The sequence below is a fragment of the Arthrobacter sp. 05T442 genome (assembly GCF_056395945.1).
Genome location: NZ_JBFTKM010000005.1, coordinates 26068 through 50368 on the forward strand (window position 1 = coordinate 26068; position 24301 = coordinate 50368).

General features: G+C 67.9%; 28 protein-coding genes. 7 read left to right on the forward strand and 21 right to left on the reverse strand.

The features are described from left to right. The 3 genes from dapA to AC1DES_RS07285 form a co-directional block, all read right to left on the reverse strand. Complete coding sequence (gene dapA / locus AC1DES_RS07275) at positions 1 to 909, reverse strand: 4-hydroxy-tetrahydrodipicolinate synthase (RefSeq protein WP_476895029.1); 909 nt, start codon at positions 907 to 909, stop codon at positions 1 to 3. Between the two features lie 79 nt (positions 910 to 988). Next, a complete protein-coding gene (locus tag AC1DES_RS07280) occupies positions 989 to 1747 on the reverse strand; it encodes a carbon-nitrogen hydrolase family protein (RefSeq protein WP_476895030.1) in 759 nt (252 codons plus the stop codon). A 9-nt stretch (positions 1748 to 1756) separates the two neighbouring features. Beyond that, entirely contained in the window at positions 1757 to 2248 is a 492-nt protein-coding gene (locus AC1DES_RS07285) for a hypothetical protein (RefSeq protein WP_476895031.1), read from the reverse strand. 119 nt (positions 2249 to 2367) lie between these two features. On the opposite strand from AC1DES_RS07285, the gene AC1DES_RS07290 reads away from it, so the two are divergent. Next, the gene (locus AC1DES_RS07290; RefSeq protein WP_476895032.1) at positions 2368 to 3603 is read left to right on the forward strand and encodes a heparan-alpha-glucosaminide N-acetyltransferase domain-containing protein; all 1236 of its coding nucleotides are present in this window, start codon (positions 2368 to 2370) and stop codon (positions 3601 to 3603) included. A 42-nt stretch (positions 3604 to 3645) separates the two neighbouring features. On the opposite strand, the gene AC1DES_RS07295 is transcribed toward AC1DES_RS07290, so the two are convergent. The 7 genes from AC1DES_RS07295 to AC1DES_RS07325 all read right to left on the reverse strand — a co-directional run bounded on the left by AC1DES_RS07295 (position 3646) and on the right by AC1DES_RS07325 (position 9285). After that, a complete protein-coding gene (locus AC1DES_RS07295) occupies positions 3646 to 4128 on the reverse strand; it encodes a hypothetical protein (protein ID WP_476895033.1) in 483 nt (160 codons plus the stop codon). A gap of 5 nt (positions 4129 to 4133) precedes the next feature. Beyond that, on the reverse strand, positions 4134 to 4892 hold the full coding sequence (dapB, locus tag AC1DES_RS07300; protein WP_476895034.1) for a 4-hydroxy-tetrahydrodipicolinate reductase: 759 nt from the start codon (positions 4890 to 4892) through the stop codon (positions 4134 to 4136). A gap of 75 nt (positions 4893 to 4967) precedes the next feature. Next, positions 4968 to 5435 (reverse strand): molybdenum cofactor biosynthesis protein MoaE, encoded by a 468-nt coding sequence (locus AC1DES_RS07305; protein ID WP_476895035.1) that lies wholly within the window; start codon positions 5433 to 5435, stop codon positions 4968 to 4970. Beyond that, positions 5425 to 5931, reverse strand: coding sequence for a MogA/MoaB family molybdenum cofactor biosynthesis protein (locus AC1DES_RS07310; RefSeq protein WP_476895036.1), 507 nt, complete (start codon positions 5929 to 5931; stop codon positions 5425 to 5427). The genes AC1DES_RS07305 and AC1DES_RS07310 overlap by 11 nt, the downstream gene beginning before the upstream one ends. A gap of 2 nt (positions 5932 to 5933) precedes the next feature. Then, positions 5934 to 6455, reverse strand: a complete 522-nt coding sequence (gene moaC, locus AC1DES_RS07315; RefSeq protein WP_476895037.1) for a cyclic pyranopterin monophosphate synthase MoaC — start codon at positions 6453 to 6455, stop codon at positions 5934 to 5936. Further along, positions 6443 to 7666, reverse strand: a complete 1224-nt coding sequence (locus AC1DES_RS07320; RefSeq protein WP_476895038.1) for a molybdopterin molybdotransferase MoeA — start codon at positions 7664 to 7666, stop codon at positions 6443 to 6445. Before AC1DES_RS07320 ends, moaC begins: the two co-directional genes overlap by 13 nt. A gap of 26 nt (positions 7667 to 7692) precedes the next feature. Next, a complete protein-coding gene (locus AC1DES_RS07325; protein WP_476895039.1) occupies positions 7693 to 9285 on the reverse strand; it encodes a molybdopterin-dependent oxidoreductase in 1593 nt (530 codons plus the stop codon). A gap of 175 nt (positions 9286 to 9460) precedes the next feature. On the opposite strand from AC1DES_RS07325, the gene moaA reads away from it, so the two are divergent. Together moaA and AC1DES_RS07335 are read left to right on the forward strand one after the other, a co-directional pair. Then, positions 9461 to 10600: a GTP 3',8-cyclase MoaA gene (gene moaA / locus AC1DES_RS07330; protein ID WP_476895040.1), complete on the forward strand. Its 1140-nt coding sequence runs from the start codon at positions 9461 to 9463 to the stop codon at positions 10598 to 10600. A 6-nt stretch (positions 10601 to 10606) separates the two neighbouring features. Next, positions 10607 to 10873 (forward strand): MoaD/ThiS family protein, encoded by a 267-nt coding sequence (locus tag AC1DES_RS07335; RefSeq protein ID WP_476895041.1) that lies wholly within the window; start codon positions 10607 to 10609, stop codon positions 10871 to 10873. A gap of 28 nt (positions 10874 to 10901) precedes the next feature. Here the strand turns inward: AC1DES_RS07335 and AC1DES_RS07340 are convergent, their stop codons facing one another. From AC1DES_RS07340 to AC1DES_RS07370, 7 genes are all read right to left on the reverse strand, one after another. Next, on the reverse strand, positions 10902 to 11387 hold the full coding sequence (locus AC1DES_RS07340; protein WP_476895042.1) for a DUF1579 domain-containing protein: 486 nt from the start codon (positions 11385 to 11387) through the stop codon (positions 10902 to 10904). Between the two features lie 108 nt (positions 11388 to 11495). Next, positions 11496 to 12839: a M16 family metallopeptidase gene (locus AC1DES_RS07345; RefSeq protein ID WP_476895043.1), complete on the reverse strand. Its 1344-nt coding sequence runs from the start codon at positions 12837 to 12839 to the stop codon at positions 11496 to 11498. 111 nt (positions 12840 to 12950) lie between these two features. Continuing rightward, on the reverse strand, positions 12951 to 15200 hold the full coding sequence (locus AC1DES_RS07350) for a polyribonucleotide nucleotidyltransferase (RefSeq protein ID WP_476895044.1): 2250 nt from the start codon (positions 15198 to 15200) through the stop codon (positions 12951 to 12953). Between the two features lie 247 nt (positions 15201 to 15447). After that, positions 15448 to 15717, reverse strand: coding sequence for a 30S ribosomal protein S15 (gene rpsO / locus AC1DES_RS07355; protein WP_024366600.1), 270 nt, complete (start codon positions 15715 to 15717; stop codon positions 15448 to 15450). A 140-nt stretch (positions 15718 to 15857) separates the two neighbouring features. Next, the gene (locus tag AC1DES_RS07360) at positions 15858 to 17150 is read right to left on the reverse strand and encodes a kynureninase (RefSeq protein WP_476895045.1); all 1293 of its coding nucleotides are present in this window, start codon (positions 17148 to 17150) and stop codon (positions 15858 to 15860) included. Further along, a complete protein-coding gene (gene kynA / locus AC1DES_RS07365) occupies positions 17147 to 18001 on the reverse strand; it encodes a tryptophan 2,3-dioxygenase (protein ID WP_476895046.1) in 855 nt (284 codons plus the stop codon). The genes AC1DES_RS07360 and kynA overlap by 4 nt, the downstream gene beginning before the upstream one ends. Before the next feature lie 105 nt (positions 18002 to 18106). Then, positions 18107 to 19090, reverse strand: a complete 984-nt coding sequence (locus tag AC1DES_RS07370) for a bifunctional riboflavin kinase/FAD synthetase (RefSeq protein WP_476895047.1) — start codon at positions 19088 to 19090, stop codon at positions 18107 to 18109. A 194-nt stretch (positions 19091 to 19284) separates the two neighbouring features. On the opposite strand from AC1DES_RS07370, the gene AC1DES_RS07375 reads away from it, so the two are divergent. Continuing rightward, a complete protein-coding gene (locus AC1DES_RS07375; protein WP_476895048.1) occupies positions 19285 to 19728 on the forward strand; it encodes a hypothetical protein in 444 nt (147 codons plus the stop codon). Between the two features lie 31 nt (positions 19729 to 19759). On the opposite strand, the gene AC1DES_RS07380 is transcribed toward AC1DES_RS07375, so the two are convergent. Further along, entirely contained in the window at positions 19760 to 20116 is a 357-nt protein-coding gene (locus AC1DES_RS07380; protein ID WP_476895049.1) for a hypothetical protein, read from the reverse strand. Positions 20117 to 20254: 138 nt separating this feature from the next. On the opposite strand from AC1DES_RS07380, the gene AC1DES_RS07385 reads away from it, so the two are divergent. Then, positions 20255 to 20710 carry a hypothetical protein gene (locus tag AC1DES_RS07385; RefSeq protein ID WP_476895050.1) on the forward strand — a complete coding sequence of 152 codons (456 nt, stop codon included), beginning with the start codon at positions 20255 to 20257 and terminating at the stop codon, positions 20708 to 20710. A 30-nt stretch (positions 20711 to 20740) separates the two neighbouring features. On the opposite strand, the gene AC1DES_RS07390 is transcribed toward AC1DES_RS07385, so the two are convergent. Then, positions 20741 to 22195, reverse strand: coding sequence for an HNH endonuclease signature motif containing protein (locus tag AC1DES_RS07390; protein WP_476895051.1), 1455 nt, complete (start codon positions 22193 to 22195; stop codon positions 20741 to 20743). 325 nt (positions 22196 to 22520) lie between these two features. Here AC1DES_RS07390 and AC1DES_RS07395 point away from each other — a divergent pair, with 325 nt between their 5' ends. Together AC1DES_RS07395 and AC1DES_RS07400 are read left to right on the forward strand one after the other, a co-directional pair. Beyond that, positions 22521 to 22760 (forward strand): alpha/beta fold hydrolase, encoded by a 240-nt coding sequence (locus tag AC1DES_RS07395; protein WP_476895052.1) that lies wholly within the window; start codon positions 22521 to 22523, stop codon positions 22758 to 22760. A gap of 24 nt (positions 22761 to 22784) precedes the next feature. Then, positions 22785 to 23360: an NUDIX domain-containing protein gene (locus AC1DES_RS07400; RefSeq protein WP_476895053.1), complete on the forward strand. Its 576-nt coding sequence runs from the start codon at positions 22785 to 22787 to the stop codon at positions 23358 to 23360. A 92-nt stretch (positions 23361 to 23452) separates the two neighbouring features. On the opposite strand, the gene AC1DES_RS07405 is transcribed toward AC1DES_RS07400, so the two are convergent. Together AC1DES_RS07405 and AC1DES_RS07410 are read right to left on the reverse strand one after the other, a co-directional pair. After that, entirely contained in the window at positions 23453 to 23944 is a 492-nt protein-coding gene (locus tag AC1DES_RS07405) for a hypothetical protein (RefSeq protein WP_476895054.1), read from the reverse strand. A 1-nt stretch (position 23945) separates the two neighbouring features. Further along, the gene (locus AC1DES_RS07410) at positions 23946 to 24299 is read right to left on the reverse strand and encodes a hypothetical protein (RefSeq protein WP_476895055.1); all 354 of its coding nucleotides are present in this window, start codon (positions 24297 to 24299) and stop codon (positions 23946 to 23948) included. Between the last annotated feature and the right edge of the window lie 2 nt (positions 24300 to 24301).

Genomic DNA, 24301 nt, shown 5'->3' on the forward strand with positions numbered 1-24301 from the left:
TCAGGAAAAGACCATTCCGGCTTCCGCCAAGTCCTCGCGGATGGTTTCGATCCCAGCTTCGTCCGGCTCCACGAGGGGCAAACGGACAACCGAGTTGGGCAGGATTCCCTGCCACTTCAGAACTTGCTTCGCAGCAACAGCACCCTGGATATGGGTCATCACTGCACGGACCACGGGGTCCAGTTCGAAATGTATGGTGCGGGCGGTGGCGAAGTCGCCCGCAAGTGCGGCGTCGATCATGGCGCGGAACCGCCGCGACGCGACGTGAGCGGAGACGCTGACCAGGCCGACGGCGCCGGCGGCCATCCATGGAAGGGTCAGCCCGTCGTCGCCGGAATAGACGTCGAGATCCGTGTTGGCCAGCACCCGGGTGACGGCGGCAAAGTCGGCCTTGGCGTCCTTGAGCGCAACAATGTTCGGGTGGTCCGCCAGCCGGATCATGGTTTCGGGCAGGATCGGCACGCAGGACCGGCCGGGGATGTCGTAGACCATGACGGGCAGATCGGCGGCGTCGGCGATGGCTTCAATGTGGGCCTGGATGCCGGCCTGGCTCGGCTTGTTGTAGTACGGAGTCACGATCAGTTGGCCGTGGGCGCCGGCCTTGGCGGCACGCTTGGCCATCTCGATCGAGTGCGAGGTGTGGTTGGTGCCGGTACCGGCAATAACCTTCGCACGGTCACCGACAGCCTCGACGATGACGCGGAAAAGCTTCTCTTTTTCGTCGTCTTCCAGGGTGGAGGTTTCCCCCGTGGTGCCGGAAATAACGAGGGCGTCGTTGCCGTCGTCGACGAGCCTGGTGGCCAGTTCCGCGGACTGCTTGTAGTCGACTTCACCGTCGGTGGTGAAAGGCGTGACCATGGCGGTCACGAGGGTCCCGAACGTGTAAGAGCGAATATCAGAGTCAGCCATATGAAAAACGTTACCTTGTCTGCGGCAGGTTAGAGCAATGGCGGTGACGTGATGCACGTCAAACGCGGCCGCCCTGGTGTCACTTTACGGGCGTCCGGCAGCGGTCCAACGCGCCGTGCTGCAGGGTCGCCGTCAGCACCTCGGTCCCGGTCGAGGCGGCCTGGCGGATGACGAGCCCGTCCGGGCCCCAGAAGCCGCTCAGCCCGCAGGACGGCCCCAGCGGGGTGGTGCCGCCCAGGTTTGCCAGCACGCCGAACATCCGGTTGTCCATGGCGCGGGCTCCGAGGTGCAGGGCCAGCCGCTGGTCTTCCCCGGCCGTGTAGAGGGCCGAGACGGCGTAGATGTCCGCGCCGGCTTCCGCGGCCGCGCCTGCATGGCCGGGGTGGGCCGCATCGACGCAGATGGCCAGGGCGATCTTCCAGCCGTCAAGATCCAGGACAGCCGGAGCCGTGCCGGCCGTGAACAGTTCTCGTTCCTGCCCGTGCAGCCTCGTTTTGAAGCTCGGTTCGACGTCGCCGGACGGGTGCACCGCGAGCGAGGCCAGGCGGGGCGTTCCGTCGTCATCCCTGAACGCGGCACCGACGACAGCCGTGATGCCGCTACGCCGGCAAATTTCCCGGATGCCGTCCAGCCGCGGATCGTCGTGGACCACCCACTGGAAAGGAGCCGCGAGCACGTCCAGCCGATAGCCCATGAGTGAGAGTTCCGGGAAAATCACCAGACGGGCTCCGTGCGATTCAGCGTCTTCAATCAGGCGGACATGCTCGGGCACATTGGCGGTGAGGCCGCCGTCGAGCGCCTCGTATTGGATGGCGGAGAGCGTCAACGGGCTTATCACCCTGCCATCCTAAGCAGATGACGCAGAGGGGGAATCCCCGGCTGAGGGTGCCGAGCAGTAGCGGGCGACCGCGGCTTCCCGCAGGCCCTCGGCCCAGCCGGCGAGCCGCTGGGCCGCACGGACGTAGTGGAACACTTCGGTTGGCGTCAGCGCGTCGAGGTCGGTCTCGGCGAGCCGGCGCGCAAGTTCGGCCCCGGGCGGCTGCACCGCGAGCGCTGTCCCTTCCTTTTGCCACTGGACGTCTTCGGCCGGTCCGCCGGAAACCAGCTGACGGAAAAGGAAATCAACGACGCCCGGGCTCATGGCCTTGAGGACGCCGGGTCCGCCGGGGCCCGTCTGGCCATTCCCGGCAAGAGCCGGGTCCTTGAGGGTGCCCCGGACCGCGTTCCTGTCGGCACCCCTGTCGCCACTCCTGTCGCCACCACTGGCGGCGTCCCTGGCGTCCCTGGCAGCGTCCCTGACGGCCGAGCCCCGGGCTGCGGGTTCTGATGTGTTGTCCATGGACTCATGGTATTCGAACATATATTCGAATACAAGGTGTGCCCGGGTGATGTGAATATCACCCGGCGGCCGGCACCGGGGACGGCCGCCGCCCGTGCCGGTCATGAGACGATCGGACGATGACCCCGCGCGGAATGGCTACTGCTTCCCGGACCGCCAAAGGCCAATCAGCCGGCGTGCGGCTGGCCGGTATCGACGCCGCCCGCGGGCTGGCGCTGCTGGCGATGATGGCAACCCATGTCCTGCCCACCTTCGCGTCGGATGCGCAGCTCACCCCCACATGGGTCGGGCTCACGTTTTCCGGCCGCGCCTCGGCTCTGTTCGCCGTGCTGGCCGGCGTCGGTTTGGCGTTGTCGACGGGAAAGCAGCGGCCATTGGAAGGCGCGGCCCTCTGGGCGGCCCGCCGCGGCGTTGCCTGCCGCGCCCTGGTGGTGGGCGCCGTCGGACTCTGCCTGGGCGGACTGGAAGTCAACATCGCCATCATTTTGGTCCATTACGCGGTGCTGTTCCTCTGCATCCTGCCGTTCCTCGGACTCGGCATGAAGCGGCTGCTTGTACTCGCGGGCGCCTGGGTCTTCCTCACCCCCGTCCTGGCCTACCTGCTGCGGCCCTGGCTCCTGTCCCCCACGCCTCCCCTGCAGCTGGGACACAATCCCGGCTGGGAGGATCTGTCCACTCCGGGCCGGCTCCTGGGCGACCTCTTCCTGACCGGCTACTACCCGGTGTTCCAGTGGATCGCGTATCTGCTGGTCGGCCTCGCCCTCGGCCGGCTGGCATTGTCGAAGGCCGGCGTGGCGGTCCTGCTGCTGGCAGGAGGCACGGTCGTGGCAATACTCGCCAAGTGGCTGGGCGTTGTCATGATGGAGGACTGGGGCGGCCGGGCTGCGCTCCAGTCACGGCTGGCTGACCCCGGGTACCCGCTCGATAGCCTCTTGCAGGTCAATCTCGCGGGCATCCAGCAGTCCGGCTCCTTGTGGTGGCTGGCGACCAGTTCGCCGCACGCCGGCACGACGCTGGACCTCGTGCACACGTCCGGGGCCGCGGCCGCCGTCATCGGGGCATGCCTCTTGCTGGGCCGCCTCGGCGAATGGGTCGAGCTCGATCTGCTGCTCCCGCTGCGGGGCATCGGGGCCATGACCTTGAGCCTCTACGCTGCCCATATCTGTGTCATGGCCGCCCTCCACGGGCAGCCGCTGCCGCCGGGCTGGATGGTGGAGGGCGTGTACTGGGCCCAGGCCGCCGTCATGCTGGCGGTCGGCGGGATCTTTGCGGCGCTGGCCTGGCGCGGCCCGTTGGAGTGGGCGGCGCATGCCGCCAACCGGCTCGGTCGGTACCAGCCCGCCCGCCTCCGCTAAGTCACAGGCGAAGTCACGGTCAAGACACGGGTCGTAGACGCGTCAGGCGTTCGACGCCCCGGCGCGGAACAGCCGCACGGCGTCGCGCATGGAGGCCCGGGCCCGCTTGCGGTCGCCGGCGGCGTCGTAGGCGCAGCTGAGCCGGAACCAGGAACGCCAGTCCTCCGGGGCCGCTTGGGCCTCGGCACGGTACTTCTGGAATTCCAGGTCTGCGGCCTCGCGGATGATGCGCCCGGCCGGCGTGCGCGGCAGTGTGTCCTCGGGCAGGCCGCCTTCGGCTTCGAGGATTTTCGCGAGCCGCTCCGTGCGGGCACCGAACAGAAGCTCCCGGACCAGGGCCCAGGCCCCGATGGCCGGCAGGATGAGGTAGGCCACGCCGATGGCCTTGGCCACGAGGTTGGCGTCGGACATCAGGAGCACCGAGCGCTGGAAGGACACCACCAGGTAGAAGACGAGCAGCAATGTGACCGCGCCGACCCAGATCTTGGTGCGGTTGGATTTCAGGGTGGTCAGCACATTTGCCACGGCGTTCAGAGTCCCAGGTCCAGGTAGCCGTCGAGGCCCACCGTGAGGCCCGGCTTGGCGCTGACGTTGCGGACGCCGAGCAGCACGCCGGGCATGAAAGAGGCGCGGTCGAAGGAGTCGTGCCGGAAGGTCAGCTGCTCCCCCGGGCCGCCCAGCAAGACCTCCTGGTGCGCGACGAGGCCGCGGAGCCGGACGCTGTGGACCCGGACGCCGTCGACGTCGCAGCCCCGCGCGCCGGCGCGCTCCGTGGTGGTGGCGTCCGGGCTGGCGGCCACCCCGGCAGCGGCACGCTCGGCCGCAATCAGCTGGGCCGTGCGCACAGCCGTCCCGGAGGGGGCGTCCACCTTGTCCGGGTGGTGCAGTTCGATGACTTCAACCGACTCAAAGTACTTGGAGGCCTTGGCCGCGAACGCGGTCGCCAGGACGGAGCCGAGGGCGAAGTTGGGGGCGACCAGGACACCGACGCCTGGCTGCGTGGCGAGGAGCGCCTCGAGCCCGGCCAGGCGGTCCGTGTCCCAGCCGGTAGTGCCGACGACGGCGTGCATGCCGTGCTCGACGGCGAAGCGGACGTTTCCTTCGGTGCTTTCGGGGACGGACAGGTCCACCACGACCCGTGCGCCGGCGTCGACGAGGGTGTCCAGGGGGTCGTTGCGGCCAAGTGCCGCGACGAGCTTCAGGTCGGGTGCGGCTTCCACGGCTTTGACGGCCTCGGCGCCCATGCGCCCGTTGGCGCCCAGGACGGCGACGGCGAGTTGTTCGGTCATGGCATCAACCCTACCGCCGGGGCCGTCGCGTTCCTGAACCGGCGGATTGGGTTACAGACCCGACGGGCCGACAGGCTACCCGCCGGCGCCGACCCATTCGACTGTGCCGTCGGCGAAGAATTGTTCCTTCCAGACCGGAACCTGTTCCTTGATCCGGTCCACGAGCTCGGCGCACACCGCGAAGGCCTGCCCCCGGTGCGCGGCCGAGACAGCGCAGACCAGGGCCGGGTCGCCGATGTCCAGCATGCCGATCCGGTGGGCTGCCCAGATCCGCACCGGCTGGGCCGGGCCATCCGCCCCCGCGGCCGAGTGCTCGGCGGCCAGCTGCGCTACGACGTCGGCCATCACCTGGTGCGCCGTCGGGTGCGCGCTGTAGCTGAGCCGCTCAACAGGCTTGCCGCCGTCGTGGTTCCGGACCACGCCGCTGAAACTCACCACGGCGCCGGCGGTGTCCGACTCGACCGCCGCGATGGCCTGGTCCACGGAGATGGGCTCGGCGCTGAGGACGGCGTGCACGACTTCGAATCCTGATTTAGTGCCCATGGCTGCCTTCCAGCTGGTCGCAGAGGTGTCCGAGGATGGGATCCAGCACGCCCAGGCCGTCCATGACGCCCTGGGGGGACCCGGGAAGATTGATGATGAACGTTTGTCCGGCGGCGCCGGCGTGGCCCCGGCTGAGCATGGCCATAGGCGTCTTGGCCGTGCCGGCGCGTCGGATGCCCTCCATGAGGCCCGGAATTTCGCGGTCCAGAAGGGGAAGGGTCTGTTCCGGCGTGGCGTCGGTGGGGCTGAGGCCCGTGCCGCCGCTCGTGATGATGACGGCGGGCTGCTGGGTCAGGAGCGCCCGGATTGCGGCGCCGACGCTCTCGCCGTCGGGAACCACCAGCGCGGGAAACGGTTCGAAGCCGTGTTCGGTGAGCCAGTCGATGATGACGGGGCCGGTGAGGTCGTCATAGACGCCGGAAGCCGCCCTGGTGGAGGCGATCACGACGCCGGCCTTCCGGCCTGTGGCGTCGCCGTGGCGGTGGGGTTCGGGCATGCTCACAGTGTCCAGTCCCCGCTCTTGCCGCCGCTTTTGGCCAGCACCTTGATGTCGGTCAGGACCGCGTGCTTGTCCACGGCCTTGATCATGTCGTACACGCTCAACGCCGCAATCGACGCCGCGGTGAGTGCTTCCATTTCGACCCCGGTGACGCCGCGGGTCTTGACGGTGGCGAAGACGGTGACCGATTCGGCGTCGAGCTCGAAGTCGACCGTGACCTTCGTGATCGGCAGGGGGTGGCACAACGGGATGAGGTCGGGGGTCTTCTTGGCGGCCATGATGCCGGCCACGCGGGCGACGGCCAGGGCATCGCCTTTGGGCAGGCCGCCCGAGCCAAGGAGGACCAGGACCTCCCGGGTGCTGCGGACGGTCGCGGTGGCCGTCGCCTCCCGGGTCGTTTCCGCCTTGTTGGACACATCCACCATCTGCGCGGAACCATCCTGGCGCAAATGGGTCAGGACTGGCGGGGCCGTTGCCGCGGTTGCTGTCTCGGCGTTCTCTGCTTCGTTCACAGTATCCATACTTCCACTTCGGCGCCCGCGGCGAGCGCCGCTGTTCCGTCAGGCACGTGGACCAGGGCGTTGGAGCGCGCCAGCGCATGGACCAGGTGGGAGCCTGCGCCGCCTTCGAGCCGTACCGTCCCCTCGGACGTCAATGTGCCGCGCCGGACCTGGTGCTTGGCTTGCGGAGACGTCAGCGGCCCGTCCAGCCGGGCCCGTACCACGGTCCGCGGCGCCGGCGACCCGAACAGCTCCGAAAGCACCGGGCGCAGGAACATCTCGAAGGAAACCAGGCAGCTCACCGGGTTACCGGGAAACCCGAGGACCGGAACGCCGTCGAACCTGCCGATTCCCTGCGGGCCGCCGGGCTGCATTGCTACGGCCCCGAAGTCGACGTCGTGTCCGGCCATGGCCTGCCGGACGACCTCGTAGGCGCCCTTGCTGACACCGCCGGTGGTGACGATGAGGTCCACGGCCGGGGCATGCCTGCGCAGCAAGGCTGCAAGCTCCTCGGGCCGGTCGGTGGAGATGCCGGTCCTTGTCACCTGCAGTCCGGCCTGGCGCATCGATGACTCGAGCAGTGTGCCGTTGGAATCGTAGATCTTGCCGGTACCCAGCGGGCTTCCCGGTTCGACGACCTCGTCGCCGGTCGTGACCAGCAGGATCCGGAGGGCGGCATGGACGGGAACCTCGGTGAACCCCAGGGCGGCCAGCAGGCCCAATTGCCCCGGGCCCAGGAACGTTCCGGCGGCGAGCGCCAGCTCCCCCGCGCGGATGTCGCTTCCGGCGTCGCGGACAAAACTTCCCGCCGCGGCGGCAGGCAGCCTGACGGTGGCCGGTTCACCCGGCTCGGGGAAGGCGTCGGGGACTGCTTGCTCAATGGGCACGACGGCGTCGGCTCCCGGCGGCATCATCGCACCGGTCATGATGGGGGCGGCGGTGCGGGGTTCGAGGTCCGGCGGTGCGGCACCGGCGGGGACGGGCGCGACGACGCTGAGCTCCGTGCCGCCGTCGGGTACGTCCGCGCTGCGGATCGCGAAGCCGTCCATCTGGGAGTTCGCGAACGGGGGCAGGTCCAGCGGGGCCAGGATGTCGGCCGCGAGCCCGCGGCCCAGGGCATCCAGGAGCGGGAGCCGCTCGATCCGCTCCGGGGTGCGGAGCGGGGCCAGGAGGGCAAGCACCTTCCCGCGGTGGGCTTCGACGGTGACGTGCCGTGTCGGGGTGCGGTGCATGAGGCGGTGACCTTTGGCTCGGCTGGCTACTTCACGTCAACTGTAACCGTGTGAAAGCCGGTGGCTCCGCTGGGTGCCACCGGGGCGCGGTCTTCCACTTGCGGGACGCCGTCGAGGTCCGTGGCGCGGACCTGGATTTCGTATTTTCCCGCGGTCAGCGGCAGTGCCAGCTTCCACTGATACCAGGTGTCCTTCGAGATGCCGGGCGCCAGCTCGGCGTCCTGCCAGGCGCCGCGGTTGACCCGCAGTTCCACCTTCCCGATGCCCGTGTGCTGGGACCAGGCGACGCCGCCGAACGCCACCGTCCCGGCCGTCACGCTGCGGCCGGCCCCGGGCACGTCGATTCGGGAGGACGTCTTGATGGGTCCGCGTTCGGACCAGCCCCGTGGTGTCCAGTAGCCGGCGTCATCGGCGAAGCGCGTCACCTTCAGCTCCGTCACCCACTTGGTCGCCGAGACATAGCCGTAGAGTCCGGGCACGATCAGCCGGACGGGAAACCCGTGCTCGAGCGGCAGCGGCTCGCCGTTCATGCCCACCACGAGCAGGGCGTCGCGGCTGTCCGTGAGGGCCTCCAGCGGTGTGCCCGCTGTGAAGCCGTCCGTGCTGCGGGACAGGACCATGTCCGCCCCGGGCTTTGGACCAGCCATGGCCAGGAGTTCCCGGACCGGCCAGCCGAGCCAGCGGGCGTTGCCGATCAGGTCCCCGCCCACCTCGTTGGAGACGCAGGCGATGGTCATATGCCGTTCCGTCATCGGTTTGGCGAGCAGGGCGGGGAAGTCGAGCTCCACTTCCCGTTCCACAAGGCCCGTCACTTTGAGTGTCCACTGATCCGGATCCACGAGCGGCACGCGCAGCGCGGTGTCGATCCGGTAGAAGTCCTTGTTGGGGGTGACGAGCGGGCCAAGGCCGTCCAGCCGGATCTCGGCCCCCGCCGGGACCGGCGGCGCGGGCGAGGCCGCCGCGGGGAGCGCCAGTTTGCTCCGTACCTCACTGACGACGGCGGCTGCCCCCCTGAGCGTTGAGGCGAACACCCCGGCCACGGCCGCGGCCGCCGCCGTTCCGCCGAGCGCCTGCAGAAAGCGGCGCCGGCCGGGTTCGGACGGGGCTTGGGGCTCCGCCGGTTGGGGCTGGACCGTCAGGAGCTGCCACTCCCCCAGCCGCCGTATCAACCAGCGCAACAGTGTCATGCCCACAAGCGCGACAAGCACGGGGACGGGGATGGCATTTGCAGTCAGCTCGGCCCGGGTCAGCACGGCCACGAGGCCCACAGCGCCGAACACGGCAATGACCGCCACTCCCGCGAAGCGGCGGCGGACTTCGAGGGCTCCGGACAGGGCCGCCAGCGCGGCGATGACCAGCGCCATGCCGCCCAGCAGCGCCAGCTTGTCCGCCGTGCCGAAAACCGAGATCACCCATTCCTTGACGCCGGGCGGGACTGCGTCGATCACGGCGCCCCCGACGGCAGTGACGGGCGATACGGCCGGGCTGACCAGTCCCGCGGCGAGTTCACCCAGCACCACCGCGGCACCGACAGCGACGAGTCCGGCAGCTGCGGCCCACCAGGTCGCGCCCCGGTTGTCGCTGGCGGCCTTTACCGGTGGAATCTGGGTTGTGTTCACGCTTCCAGCATAGGTTCGGGACCGGGTTCCGGCACGGCTCCCTGGGCCGGGCCGGACCGGGAGCGGGCCGGGGGATGCCGGGGGGAACAGGCCGAGTGGCCGTTTCCCGCGGACCGGCGGGGATCCCTGCCTCGACAGGCGTGATGCTTGCCCTGAACTGGCGTAGCCTGACTTTATGACAGTTCAACTGGGCATGCCCCAGCCTCGTGGACAGGGTGACCCTGGTGCGGCCGCCTCCGGGACACCAGAGCTGACCGGGCGCCCGGCCGGCATGCCTGCCGGGCTCGTGGACCGCTACGGCCGCCGCGCCACGGACATGCGGCTCTCCCTCACCGACAAGTGCAATCTGCGTTGCACCTATTGCATGCCGGCCGAGGGCCTGGAGTGGCTGGCCAAGCAGGCGGTCATGTCCGCGGAGGAGATCGTCCGGATCGTGCGGATCGGCGTCGACACGCTCGGCGTGCGGGAACTGCGGCTGACCGGCGGAGAGCCCCTGGTGCGGGCGGACCTGCTGCAGATCATCGCCGCGCTCCGCCAGGCCCACCCCGACCTGCCGATCTCGATGACCACCAACGCCGTCGGCCTGGACAAGAAGGCCGCCGGACTCAAAGCCGCGGGACTGACCAGAATCAACGTCTCGCTGGACTCCCTGCATGAAGAAACCTTTGCCAAGCTGACCCGCCGGCCCTTCCTGGACAAGGTCCTGGCCGGTGTGGACGCGGCCTGGGCTGCCGGCCTGGGCCCCGTCAAACTCAACGCTGTACTCATGCGCGGGATCAACGACGCCGAGTCCCCGGCCCTCCTGGCCTGGGCCCTGGACCGCGGGTATGAGCTGCGTTTCATCGAGCAGATGCCGCTCGACGCCGACCACGGCTGGACCCGCCGGAACATGATCACCGCCGCGGAGATCCGCGAGCTGCTCTCCACGGACTATGTCCTCAGTTCCGATCCCCGGGCCCGCGACGGCGCCCCGGCGGAACGCTTCGAGGTCCGTGCCCGGATCCCCGGCACCGGCGAGGCCACCGGGCCGGTGCTGGGCACCGTGGGCATCATCGCCTCCGTCACGGAGCCGTTCTGCTCGGACTGCCGCCGCACCCGCATCACGGCCGAGGGGAAGATCATGAGCTGCCTGTTCTCCCGCGAGGAAGTGGACCTGCTCGGGCTCCTGCGCGAAGGCGCCAGCGACGAACAGCTCGCCGAACGCTGGCAGGACGCCATGTGGATCAAGCCCAAGGCGCACGGCATGGACCACGTCGGCCTGGACGCCCCGGACTTCGTCCAGCCGGACCGCAGCATGAGCGCTATCGGAGGCTGATTTCCCGTGCACGTACGTTATTTCGCTGCGGCGCGCGCTGCCGCGGGCGTGGAAGAAGAACACTTCGATCTCCCCGACGGCGCCACCGTCGCCTCGGCGCTGGCGGCCATGCTCGCAGTGGAACGCCCGGAGCCGCCGGCGGGAACACCGCCGCTCGCCCGCATCCTCTCCAGGTCCAGCTTTCTGCTCAACGAGGTGGCGGTGCGGCATCACTCAGTCGCCCTGAAGACGGACGACGTCGTGGATGTCCTGCCGCCGTTCGCCGGCGGCTGAGCACCTGTCCGGCAGCGGGCGTCCTAACTCAGGCGCGGACTGCGCCGCCCTCGGGGAGGCGCCGGCAGACCGACCTCATGAAGGGGGTGAACTCGACCGCCTGGCCGAGCCGGAGGCCGGCCGCGTGCGTCAGCACGCCGTCGTCCACCCGAAAAGTGTGCCTGGAGGTGCCCCGGTCGCTGCGCCGCTCCATGGTGAGGGTGCCGTCCTGCCAGCTGGCACGCGCGGGCGCTTCCGGGGGCAGGCCCATGCTGTTGACGTGGTACCAGAGGGTGTCCGGATGGTCGGGGTCCATGGTGAAGACGCCGTGGCCCTCGGAGCGGGTGCCGTCGGCCTCCGTGTGCCGGTAGCTGTGGGTGACGGCCAGCCCGGCGGCTGCCCGGGCGAAAGTCAGCTCGGCGTCGGCAGCACGCGCCGGGCCCCAGGGAGTGGCCTCCCAGTGCGTGGTTCCGGTCCAATGACCCAGGAGCGCCTCAAGCGCCTCGTGTGCGCTGCCCGCCAGTGGCCGGTCCATGGTTCCTCCCGAGTGACCCCGCCCCCATCATCACGCGGGGCACCGGCCATGTAAAGGTGCGCCGGCCGGTCACAGGGGGTGCCGGCGGCCTCAAGGCACGGGGGAAGCTCAGAGCCCGAAGGTCTCGGTTTCCTCGAACGGGCCGACCACCGTGACGGTCCGCGGTGCGGCCGCAAGCTCGCGGGCCAGAACCTGGACCTCGGCCGAGGTCACGGCCTTGATCAGCCGCAGCGTCTCGTCGATGTCCTGATACTCGCCGGAGACCAGCTCCGCGCGGCCCAGCCTGGACATCCGGGACCCCGTGTCCTCGAGCGCCAGCACGATTCCGCCGCAGAGCTGTCCGACGGCCTTGCGGAGCTCGTCGTCGGAAATGCCGCCCTCGGCCAGCTTGTCCAGTTCCGCGCCGAGGAGGTCAACAACCTGCCGGACTTTCGACGGCGTGCAGCCGGCGTACATGCCGAAGTAGCCCGCATCAGCGTAGGAGGAGGCGAAGGAGTAGGTCGAGTAGACGAGACCGCGCTTCTCGCGGACCTCCTGGAACAGCCGCGAGGACATGCCCCCGCCGAGGACCGCGTTGAGCACGCTCATGACGAAGCGGCGGTCATCCGTAGCGACCAGCGAGGGGCAACCCATGATGATGTTGGCCTGTTCCACCGGCCGCTTGACCACGTGAAGACCGGCCGTGCCTGTGATGTCGGCACGTTCGGTGGGGCGGCGCTGCACCGGCGTCGCGGCCGGGTCAAGGCTCCAGCCGGCCGCGTGGAGGGCGTCCACCACGAGGGAGCAGACGACGTCGTGGTCCAGTCCGCCGGCGGCGGTGATGACGAGCTCATCCGGCCGGTAGTAGCGGCGGTAGTGGTCCCAGACGGAGTCCCGGGCGACAGCGCGGATGGCATCCGGCGTGCCGCCGATCGGACGTCCCAGCGGGTGGGTGCCCAGCACTGCGGCCACGAAGTGCTCATGCGCGACGTCGGTGGGATCGTCGCTGTCCATCGCGATCTCCTCGAGGATGACATCGCGCTCCTGCTCCATCTCCTGCGAATCCAGGACGGCGCCGGTGATCATGTCCGCGATGACGTCGATCGCCATCGGCAGGTCGGTGTCGAGCACGCGGGCGAAGTAGCAGGTGCTTTCCTTCGCGGTGGCGGCGTTGGATTCCCCGCCGACCTCGTCGAAGGCCGAGGCGATCTCCAAAGCCGTGCGGCGCTTCGTGCCTTTGAACAAGAGGTGCTCCAGGAAATGCGTGGAGCCGTGCTGGCCGGGGGCCTCGTCGCGGGAGCCGACTCCGACCCAGAAGCCGATGGTGGCCGACCGCTGGCCGGGCATCGCCTCGGTCAGCACACGGACGCCGCCGGGCAGCACCGAGCGGCGCACCACCGGACCGCCGTCGGCGCCGTGGATCAGGGTGTCAGCGTGCTGGTTCTGCTCTAGCGGCAGGGGGACGACAGTCATCAAGGCCTTTCAGGGAAAACGTGCCAAATCTGCCTGCAATCGTACCAGCGGGTTAACGCCAGCGGGGCCGGTGGAGTGATCCACCGGCCCCGCTGCTTGGTTCAGGAAACGCTACTCTGCGGACTCCACGGAGACCTCAGCGTTGTCGGCGTCCCCGGAGCCTGCCTCGTCAGCCACGACGGGCGACAGGGAGAGCTTGCCGCGGTCATCGATCTTGGTGATTTCCACCTGGATCTTCTGGCCCACGGAGACGACGTCCTCGACGTTGTCAACGCGCTTGCCGCCGGCGATCTTGCGCAGCTCGGAGATGTGCAGCAGACCGTCCTTGCCCGGGGTCAGGGAAACAAAGGCGCCGAAGGTCGTGGTCTTGACGACCGTGCCCAGGTAGCGCTCGCCGATTTCCGGGATCTGCGGGTTGGCGATGGCGTTGATCGCGGACCGTGCTGCGTCGGCAGACGGGCCGTTCGTCGCGCCGATGTAGACAGTGCCGTCGTCCTCGATCGAGATGTCGGCTCCGGTGTCTTCCTGGATCTGGTTGATCATCTTGCCCTTCGGGCCGATGACCTCGCCGATCTTGTCTACCGGGATCTTGACCGCGATGACGCGCGGCGCGAACTCGGAGAGCTCGTCCGGGGTGTCGATCGCGGAGTTCAGTACATCCAGGATGTGCAGGCGGGCTTCGCGGGCCTGCTTCAGGGCGGCTGCCAGGACCGAGGCCGGGATGCCGTCGAGCTTGGTGTCCAGCTGGATGGCCGTGACGAACTCGGCGGTACCGGCAACCTTGAAGTCCATGTCGCCGAAGGCATCTTCGGCGCCGAGGATGTCGGTCAGCGCGGCGTAGCGGGTCTGGCCGTCAACCTGGTCGGAGACCAGGCCCATGGCGATACCGGCAACGGCGGCCTTCAGCGGCACACCTGCATTGAGCAGGGACAGCGTGGAGGCGCAGACGGAACCCATCGACGTCGAACCGTTGGAGCTGAGAGCCTCAGACACCTGGCGGATGGCGTAGGGGAATTCCTCGCGGGAGGGCAGCACCGGCATGATGGCGCGCTCTGCGAGGGCACCGTGGCCAATTTCGCGGCGCTTCGGGGAACCGACGCGGCCGGTCTCGCCTGTGGAGTACGGCGGGAAGTTGTAGTTGTGCATGTAGCGCTTGCGCGTCACGGGAGACAGCGAGTCGATCTGCTGTTCCATCTTGAGCATGTTCAGCGTGGTGACACCCATGATCTGGGTCTCGCCGCGCTCGAAGATGGCCGAGCCGTGGACGCGGGGCAGGACCTCAACCTCGGCGGTGAGCTGGCGGATGTCCGTCAGGCCGCGGCCGTCGATGCGGATCTGGTCCGTGAGGATGCGCTGGCGCACGACGTGCTTGGTGACGGAGCGGAAGGCTGCGGACAGCTCCTTTTCGCGGCCTTCGAACTGGCCGGCCAGGGAAGAGGTGACCTCGTCCTTGAGCTCGTCGGACGCTGTGTCGCGTTCCTGCTTGTCGGCGATCTGGAAGACAGCGGCCAGCTTCTCGGCCGCAGCGGACTCGACAGCGGCGTAGACATCGTTCTGGTAGTCCAGGAAGACGGGGAACTCGACGGTCGGCTTGGCGGCGCGGGCCGCTAGGTCGGACTGGGCTTCGCAAAGGGCCTTGATGAACGGCTTGGCAGCTTCGAGGCCTTCGGAGACAACCTCTTCGGTCGGGGCGGTGGCGCCCTGTTCCTTGATGAGGTTCCAGGAGTTGTCGGTGGCTTCGGCTTCAACCATCATGATGGCGACGTCGTCATTCTTAACGCGGCCGGCAACGACCATGTTGAAGACGGCGTTCTCAAGCTGGGAGTGCTTCGGGAACGCAACCCACTGCGAGCCGTGCTCGTCGGCGACGAGGGCAACGCGGACGCCGCCGATCGGGCCGGAGAACGGCAGGCCGGAGAGCTGGGTGGACATCGAGGACGCGTTGATCGCGACGACGTCGTAGAGCTCGTCCGGGTTGATGGAGAGCACGGTGACGACGATCTGGACCTCGTTGCGCAGGCCCTTGACGAAGGCGGGGCGCAGCGGGCGGTCCATCAGGCGGCAGGCCAGGATGGCTTCCGTGGAGGGGCGGCCTTCGCGGCGGAAGAATGAGCCCGGGATGCGGCCGGCGGCGTACATGCGCTCTTCGACGTCGACGGTCAGCGGGAAGAAGTCGAAACCTTCACGCGGGTGCTTGCCGGCGGTGGTAGCGGACAGCAGCGCGGTCTCTTCGTCGATGTAGACCATCGCTGCGCCGGCTGCCTGCTTGGCAAGGCGGCCGGTTTCAAAGCGGATTACACGCTTGCCGAAGCGGCCATTGTCAATGACTGCTTCTGAGAACTGGATTTCGGGACCCTCCATAGAGAGTCACCTCCGTTTCATGGTTCACGGAGCCCAGCCGCATCAACCCAGTCCAGCATCTGTCGACTGGACTGCACTGCACCCGGTCATCGATCGAGACCCACGGGCTAAGGCTTCACTCTTTGAAGCCGTTCCCGGAAGTCACTACCGAAGACCGCGAATGCGTGATGCGGTTGATCCTCCTGTTGAGTTTTTGTTTGAAGAAGGCGGCCCTTTCCGTTCCGGAAGGGCCGCCCCTTAAAGCTGACTAGCGGCGCAGGCCGAGACGCTCGATGAGCTTACGGTAGCGGGTGATGTCAGTGTTCTTGAGGTAGGTCAGCATGCGCTTGCGACGACCGACCATGGCCAGCAGACCGCGCTGGGTGTGGTAATCGTGCTTGTGCACCTTCATGTGCTCAGTGAGATCCTTGATCCGCTGAGTCAGGACTGCAACCTGGACCTCCGGCGAACCGGTGTCGCCCTCGGACGTTGCGAAATCCTGAATGATGGACGTCTTTACAGCGGCTTCAAGTGCCACAATAACTCCTAGAGATGTGCCGTGAGGCCCGAATCAGTAACTCACTGCCGGGGTTGCTGCGCCGGAGATCCTCCTCCGAAGAGAGGGTTGCCCGTACACAACAAGAGCCAGCCGCCACGGACTGCAGCCGGATCCAACGTTTAGTTTACCGGCTTGCCGCCAATGTTGTCGAAACCGCCGGCCGCTTCGCCCTCCAGCCGTTCCCGGATGGCTGCGACGCCGCGGTACAGCTCGGTGAAAGACGTGCTCAGCGGCGACAGCCCGATCCGGATGCCCTGCGGCGCCCTGAAATCGGGGATGACGTCCTGCTCCCACAGGGCTGCGGTCATTTCCCGGAAGGCGGGGTGGTCCACGGTGATGTGGCTGCCACGCAGTTCGGGGTCCCGCGGCGTCCCGAGGGTGACGCCCGCCGGGGCGAGCCACGCGTCGTGCAGCTCGACGGCGAACGCCGTCAGCAGCCGCGACTTCTCCCGGACCGCGGCCATGCCGGTTTCTTCCAGCAGGTCCAGGGTGCCGCGCATGGCGAGCATGCCGAAGATCGCCGGGGTTCCGCTCAGGAAGCCGCGGATACCGGACGCCGGTTCGTAGCCCGGGCCCATCTCGAAGGCGTCCTTGCGGCCCATCCAGCCCCAGATCGGCTGCTGCAGCCCGGGCAGGTGCCGGGCGTTGACGTAGGCGAACGCGGGCGAGCCCGGGCCCCCGTTCAGGTACTTGTAGGTGCAGCCGGCGGCGAAGTCGGCGTCCGCCGCGTCCAGGGCGATCTCCACGGAACCGGCGGAGTGGCACAGGTCCCACACGACGAGCGCTCCGGCGTCGTGCACGGCGGCCGTGATCCCGGGCAGGTCGGCAAGGAAGCCGGAGCGGTAGGCGATCTGGCTCAGGACGACGACGGCGGTGGCGGCCCCTGTTGCGGCCCGCACCTGCTCGACGGTCACGCCGGAGGCGGGATCGGCGTCGATCCAGCGCAGCGTCAGGTTCTCCTCGCGCGCGATGCCCTCGATGAGGTAGCGGTCCGTGGGGAAATTGTCCGTGTCCAGCACGATTTCGGTGCGGGCCGGGTCAGTGACGGCGGCCAACGCGGCCCGGATCAGCTTATAAAGCACCACCGTGGTGGAGTCGGCGATGATGGTCTGTCCCGGGGCGGCGCCGAGGACAACACGGCCCAATTGGTCACCGATGGCCTGCGGCAGTTCCAGCCATTCCTCGTCCCAGCCGCGGATCAGCCGGCCGCCCCAGCTCTCCTGGATGAAGGTGCCTACGTCCGTGACCGTGCGCTTGAGCGGGCGGCCCAGGGAGTTGCCATCAAGGTAGGACAGCGCCGTGTCGGTGCCGATGAAGTGATTGCGGTACGCGGCGAGCGGGTCGGTGGCGTCGAGGTCCTGGGCCTGCTGCCACAAGAGGTCCGTTGCCAGGGTGCCGGCGCCGATGCTCACTGGCCGATCTCCGTGCGCACGGCGAAGAGTTCAGGGAAGAACGTCAGCTCGAGGGCCTTCTGCAGGAACGCGGCGCCGCTGGAACCGCCGGTGCCGGACTTCATGCCGATGGTGCGCTGGACGGTCCGCAGGTGCCGGAAGCGCCAAAGCTGGAAATTGTCTTCAAGGTCCACGAGTTCCTCGCAGGCCTCGTAGGCGCCCCAGTTGTCGGCGGCGTTTTCATAGATGTACTTGAACACCGGGACGAGCTCGGCGCAGAACTCGTGCGCGTTGGACACGTCGCGTTCCAGCAGGGAGGTGGGGATGTCGAAGCCCTGGCGGTTGAGGTAGGCCAGGAAGTCGTCGTAGATGCTCGGCGCTTCGAGGAGCTGGCTCAGCATCCCGTGGGCCTCGGGATCGGCTTCGAACACCGGCAGCATCTTGGCGTTCTTGTTGCCCAGGAGGAACTCGACCGCGCGGTACTGGCTGGACTGGAACCCGGACGAGTTGCCCAGGAAGCCACGGAACTGGGAGTACTCGGTGGGGGTGAGCGTGGCCAGCACGGACCACTGCTCGGTGAGCGTCTTCTGGATGTGCTTGACCCGGGCGATTGCCTTCAGGGCCGAGCCCAGGTCGTCGGAGCGCAGCCAGGCCGCAGCGCTCCGGAGCTCGTGCAGCACCAGCTTCAGCCACAGCTCCGTAGTCTGGTGCTGGATGATGAACAGCATTTCGTCGTGGTGCTCGGGGGTGCTGACGGGCTGCTGTGCGCTGAGCAGGGTGGGCAACTGCAGGTAGGACGCATAGCTCATCCGGGAACTAAAGTCGCGGACAATCTCCCTGTCCAGCTCCCTCGTGTTTTTTTCAATGGTCACGTCTCTTGCCTTCCTTGCCAAGTGGCTGTGAATTAACGCGCGGACCGGCCGGTGTCGGCGGCCCGATCCCGCCTGGCGGCCCGGTGCCCGGAGCCGGGCCGGAAATCAGTGCGCAAACAGGATGTCGTGGGCCTGGACGACGTCCAGGCGCATCTGGTCTACCAATGCTTCAGGGCCACGGTACGCCACCATGCCGCGCAGCCTCGAGACAAACTCCACCACTACTGTCTGGCCGTACAGATCGAAGTCGTCCGGGGATTCTTCCGGACGGTCGATCACATGGGCCTCCACCTGGCGGCTGACGCCATCGAACGTGGGGTTGGACCCGACGGAGATAGCGGCGGGCCAGCGGGTGCCGGCCTGGTCCACGAGCCAGCCGGCGTAGATGCCGTCCGCGGGAATGTAGCCGCTCGCCGCGGACGAAAGGTTGGCTGTGGGGAAGCCCAGGTCGCGGCCGCGGGCGGCGCCGTGCACGACTTCGCCGCGCATCCGATGCGGGCGGCCCAGGACGGCGGCAGCCGTGGCGACGTCGCCCGCCCGCAAAGCCTCGCGCACCCAGGTGGACGAGCAGCGGCGGTCAGCGCCGGCGTCGTCGTGGATGGGGAAGCCCTCGGACCCGAACTCGCTGATGACCAGGACTTCGAAGCCGAGTTTCTCCCCCAGGTCCTTCATCGTGGACAGGTCGCCGGAATTGCCGCGACCGAAGCGGGCGTCGTGGCCGATCACCACATGGCTGGCTTTGAGGCTGCCGACCAGGACCGTGGCGACGAACTCTTCCGGGGTGAGACTGGCGAGTTCCAGGGAGTACTTCATCACCAGAACGGCGTCGAGTCCGAGTTCACCGAGGGCCACCAGTTTGTCCTCCAGCCCCATGATCAGTTCAGGGGCGGATTCCGGGCGGTGGACCTGCGCGGGGTGGGGGTCGAAAGTGATCGCGACGGCGCGGGCGTGGTTTTGGCGGGCCGTGCGGATGAGCTGCGAGAGCACCTGCTGGTGCCCGCGGTGCACGCCGTCGAAGTTGCCGAATGTGACAACGGAAGGACCAAAGTCCGCCGGGACTTCGGACGGATCGTTCCAGATGTGGACCATCAACCTCGCCTTTTGCTACCTGCCATGAGCTCTCCCGGAGCAGCGGTGGCGGCTCCGGAACTCTCTTAGATTACCTGCAAACACCTGCGGTCCCCGACGGCCGGGGCCGGCCGCCCGGTCTCTGTTGCGCGCGCTGGTAGGGTCATTCCATCGATGCCGGACACCGGCCACGCGCAATGGTGGGGGACATTATCTTGGGACACATCCGCATTTCACAACGCCTTGCCGCTGCGTGCCTGGTTCTCGCGGCGGGAGTGCCATTGAGCGGTTGCGGCGGCCAGGCAGCCGCAGCAACGGTTACCGCGGGGGCCTCGGGTGCCGCATCGCCGGGGCCGGTTTCCGCGCCGGCCACTGTCGTCGGCGGCTATGAGGGCTGGTGGAACGCCACGCCCGCTTCGGGCGACACGGCGGGGCTGCCCCAGGAAAATGTAGCGGTCAACACCCGGACGAACACCGTGGTGGATGCCTTCAACCGGAAGATCAACGAGGCCGGCCGCCCGACGCAGCTCGCCGATGTTCCGTACACGGTTGTCCCTGATCCCGCATGGCCGCCGGATTCCGTGATCATCATCGATACCGCGACGAACAAGGTCATCGAGAGCTTCCGCGTGGACGTCAACGGGAATCCACTGCGCTAGCCTGCTTCGGCTCCCCGGCCGCGATTGTCAGTCACGTCACGGAGCGAGCCAAGCGGTGAATACGCCAGTGCAGCAGGACCGCGGCCAGGATCAGCGGGAGGTGGATCGCCGGCAGGTTCCGCGCGAACCACTTCGGCAGGTAGATGTCCGTCACCGAGCCCGTGCTGTCGCCGAGGCCCCTGGCCACTGCGGTCAGCGGGCAATGGAATCCGTTGGCCGCGAACACCAGCGTCTCGCCCGCAACAACGCCGGCAGCAAGTCCGGTCCGTCGGTCGCTTCGGCCCCGGACTCCGGTGTACAGGACGTAGAGCATGCAGGCCTCGATCGTGAACCAGGCGGCCGTGTGAAATGACTTCACGGCGCGAAGCAGAATTGGGCGCTCGGTCATGGCATCCACAGTAGGCGAAGCCTGCAGCAGCGGGTTCAGAGGCTTTTGGCCCGTCCGGTGCCCGGCGTCAGCCCGGCGTTAGCCCGTCCCAGTGCCCAGGGTCTGGACCGTACCGCCGCCTGCGGTTATTTTCAGTAGGTGCGCAAGCTGATGGTGTCTGCCGTGGTCGGGCTGCTGGTGTGCGTCCTGACGACGGCCTGCGGCTTGCTGCCTCAACCGCGATCCGAAGCGTGCGTCGACTGGATCCACTTTGAGACACCCCAGGACCAGTTCAAAGAAGCCTCACTGGTGGTCGTGGGGACCCCCGTAGGCAGGGACGGCGAAACCAGCATTTACGGGTACCAGGTCCAAATCCACCTCGTGGACATCGAATCGGTCTACAAGGGCAATCCGGAACCCGGGCCGCTCCGCGTCGCGTCGATGCCTCTGACCTGCACCGGGGGCATTTCCTATCCGGAAGGCGACCCCCTGGACGGGCATCGGCGGATGTTGATCTATGCCACCAGGCAGAACGGCTACTGGTTCACCATGACGCCGGCCCAGGGCGCTGTTTCCTTTGAGCAGGACGAGAAACTCCCGTTCCGCATCGGCTAAGGCCCCCCTTGCTGCCTATGCGGCCCACCATCATTCCAAGCGGAAGTAGCGGTTCCTCCGTGGCACCTGGCGCGGGTCCACGTGCGGCGGCGGGATGAACCACGGAAGGCCGCTTCGCATCTGGATAGTCCACCGTTCCTTGTGGATCAGATGGTGGTGATAGGAGCAGAGAAGAGTCCCGTTGCCCGCGCCCGTCGTCCCGCCGCGGGACCAGTAGTTGATGTGGTGGGCTTCGCACCACGGCGCAGGCATGGTGCACTGCGGAAAAGCGCAGCCCTGGTCCCGCGCTGTGATGGCCTTGCGGATATGCGGTGGGAACACCCTCGAGGCGCGGCCGATATCCAGGACCCGGCCCTCCCCACCGAGAAGAACGGGAATGACATCCGCATCACAGGCGATCTTCCGGACCGTCGAGGCAGTAACCGGGCCTGTGAACATCAGGGTCCCGGTGTTGGACGCGCCGGCGCCCGGCCCGTTGCCCCGTCCTCCTAGCCGTTCGAAGAGATCCCGGTGGTCGATGGTGACCATGACCTGCGGGCGGAGCCCGCCTGCGGCGGGCAGTCCGCCCGCAGCAAGGGCTGCCTTGCAGGCACCAACCAGGCCGTCAAGGAGTCTTTGTGGCCGCGACCGCTGGTCGAGCCCCTCCGCAGCGGCTTCGCCGTCGCTCGTGGCATCCGCGCCGTCGCTGCCGTTCGCGGGGCCCGCCTGAGGACCCGCTGCCGGGCCGGTGCGCGGATTAGTGCCAATGTTCATGACGGTGGCAAGGTGCTCGAACTGGTCCGTCGTGGCGAAGATCTCCACATGCTGCAGGCCTCGCCGGGGCCGCCGGACGAAGGCGCCCTGGCGCCGGCGCAGTTCTGTCTCATCAGGTTCGGCGCCATCCTGGTCCAGGGCATCGCTCCAGCGGCGGGCGACCCGGGTGAGGAAGTCTTGATCGTTCTCTGCAGCCGTAACGGTCAGTGCGTGCTCCATGCGGGCCGCCGTTTCCGGCGGACATACACTGCGGACCCGGTCCAGTGCCAGCGTGATGATCGTCGCGGCCCGCGAGGCAACCGTTCCGGCAGCCACTGCTGCGGCGAGCTCTTCCCGAACCTCGGGCAGCAACTGGCCCGCGATGCCGGTGCGGGGCAGCACGTCGGCGGCGAGGGACAGCCGGCGACGGGCCTCCGAAACACTGATCCGCAGCCGTGCCCGCAGGAACTCGGCGGGGCTCCGGTACCCGTCGTCCAGACACTCCGACACCGCTCCGGGCCCGTCCGCCGGGGCCGGCGGAATGGCTTCGTCTGTATTCCAACCGGTTAGCCATCCTGCTGGCGCGCCGGGTCCGGCTCCGCTCCCGGCCGATTGTGCCGCTGCCCGGCTCCGGGTGCGGGCGACCGCCCCGGCCGCAACGAGCTGCAGGTAGTCGGCCATGCGGGACAGCTGCTCCGCGCGGTCGGCGAAGTCCGATGCTTCTTTCACTCCATACAGCGCGGTATCAGTCATTGCCGTCCGGGTTGCAGAGCGCAGCAGTGCAAGCGCCCTATCCAGAGCACAGTCCACCTCATCCGTCACGTGTGGAACGGGAGTCGGCCGGGGCATTCCAGGAAGGATCCCGGCGCCAGACCGGGTGGCCTGTACCGGGACGAAATCTCCGTTGGATTCCATGCCTCCACGCTAGCGAGGGGCTATGACAGAAATGATGGTATTGGCTCTGTTGCGGTGTGGCTTTGGCTATGTGCTCTGATGGAACCAATCATGGTCGTGCGTCTGAGGAAGTTGGAAAATTGTTTGCAGAGTCGGTCTGCGTGGCCCGGGATGGTTTCCGTCGATGACCGTGCCCACACTGGTCCTGCATGGGGAGGACGACCTGATGACTCCGGCAGGGAACGCCCGGCTAATCGCTGACCGGATTCCAGATGCACGGCTGCATGTTTATCCCCGAAGCAGGCATGGATTCTTCGAGGAACTCTCGGCCCAGGTCACCCCGGCAGTGATCGAATTCTTCAAGGAATCTTCCACGGACATGTCCGCAACCTCGCCCGCCGGGTCACATTTCGGCCCTCGCTAGCACGGTGCGTGGGAAACTAAGGGCATGGACAGCACTGTTGCCCCGACATCCAGCCCGGCTGGCCCCCAGGCCGCGCGGCCCGGCGAAGCTCCAGCAGGACCCTTGTCGGGCGAGCCACGCAGGCCTTTCGGACCCCGTGATCCCGGCGACGCCTGGGTCGAGGGCGACCGCGGCCGGTTCTGGGGACGGTTCGGTTCGGCTGGCCTCCTCGTCCACGACGCCGCCAAAGGCGTCCTCCTCCAGCACCGCGCCCTCTGGAGCGACCAGGGCGGAACCTGGGGCCTCCCCGGCGGGGCGCTGCATCAGGGCGAAGAGCCGGTCAATGGGGCGCTCCGGGAGGCCCGCGAAGAAGCGGCCGTTCCGCCGGAGAACGTGCGCGTCCTGTTCACGTCGGTCTTCGACGTCGGCTACTGGCGCTACACCACCGTGGCCGTTGAAGCCGTTGAACCGTTTGATGCTTCCATCAGCGATCCGGAGAGCCTCGAACTCGCGTGGATCCCGGTTGAGCGGGTCAGCGAGAAGGAGCTGCATCCCGGCTTCGCCGCGGCGTGGCCGGAGCTGCGCCGCCGGCTTGCAATGCATCGGGAACCAGGCCGCTGAGCCTCCCGACAGAGGCCGGGCCGGGCCTCAACGCCGAACGCGTTGCCGCCGCTCCGGCGCGTGGTCGCCAGGTGCGACTCCGCCTAGCTGTACTAGCCCTGCCGTGCCGCAGGCCGGCGGCGGTACAGCCAGATAAGCCCCAGGACGGGCAGCAGGAGCGGAATGAAGCCGTAGCCGCGGCCAAACAGGGACCAGACGGTCTCGTGCGGGAAGTTCACCGAGTCGAACAGGCTCAGCGCCCCCACCACAAGCACGCCGACAAGCTCCACCAGCACGGAGGTCACGGAGACTTTGAACCAGGTCCGGCCGGGCTTGGCGAGCGACACCGTGGCGACGATATACACGACGGCGGCAAAGGCCGACAGCAGGTACGCCAAGGGCGCCTCGGAGAACTTGGTCAAGATCTGGTAGCCCGCCCGGGCCGTGGCCGAAATTGCGAACACGGCGTACACGGCGATCAGCAACCGGCCGGGGCCGGTGTTGCGCGTGTCGGTCGACGCCGGGCCGGCGGTCGCGGGGCCCGCCGCGGCGTTCGTACCGGTGTCCTGCGAGGGTCTTGCACTCACGTTCTCTGCCTCTTCCATGTCAGTACCAGATCTGGTTCATGCGGGCGGCCATCACCAGGGCAGTGACGCCGACTGCAGCCAGGACAAAATTGCTCCAACGGGTGCGCTCCAGGATGGACCAGTACACGGCGCCGACCGGGAGCATCAGGGCCGTCAGCATGTAACCCCAGAACTCCCACGGCTCCCCCGCAATCCGCTCCCCGCCAGCAACCCGGACGATCGAACCGACCAGGTACACCAGAAGGGACAGCTCGATGGCGGCCACCGACAAGATGGTCGCGTCGTTGGGTGCCTTCTTCAGGATGGCGGCCGCGGCACACACGACGGTCGAGAGCAGCCCGACCACCAGGATGATGTAGAAATAGGCGTCCAAGA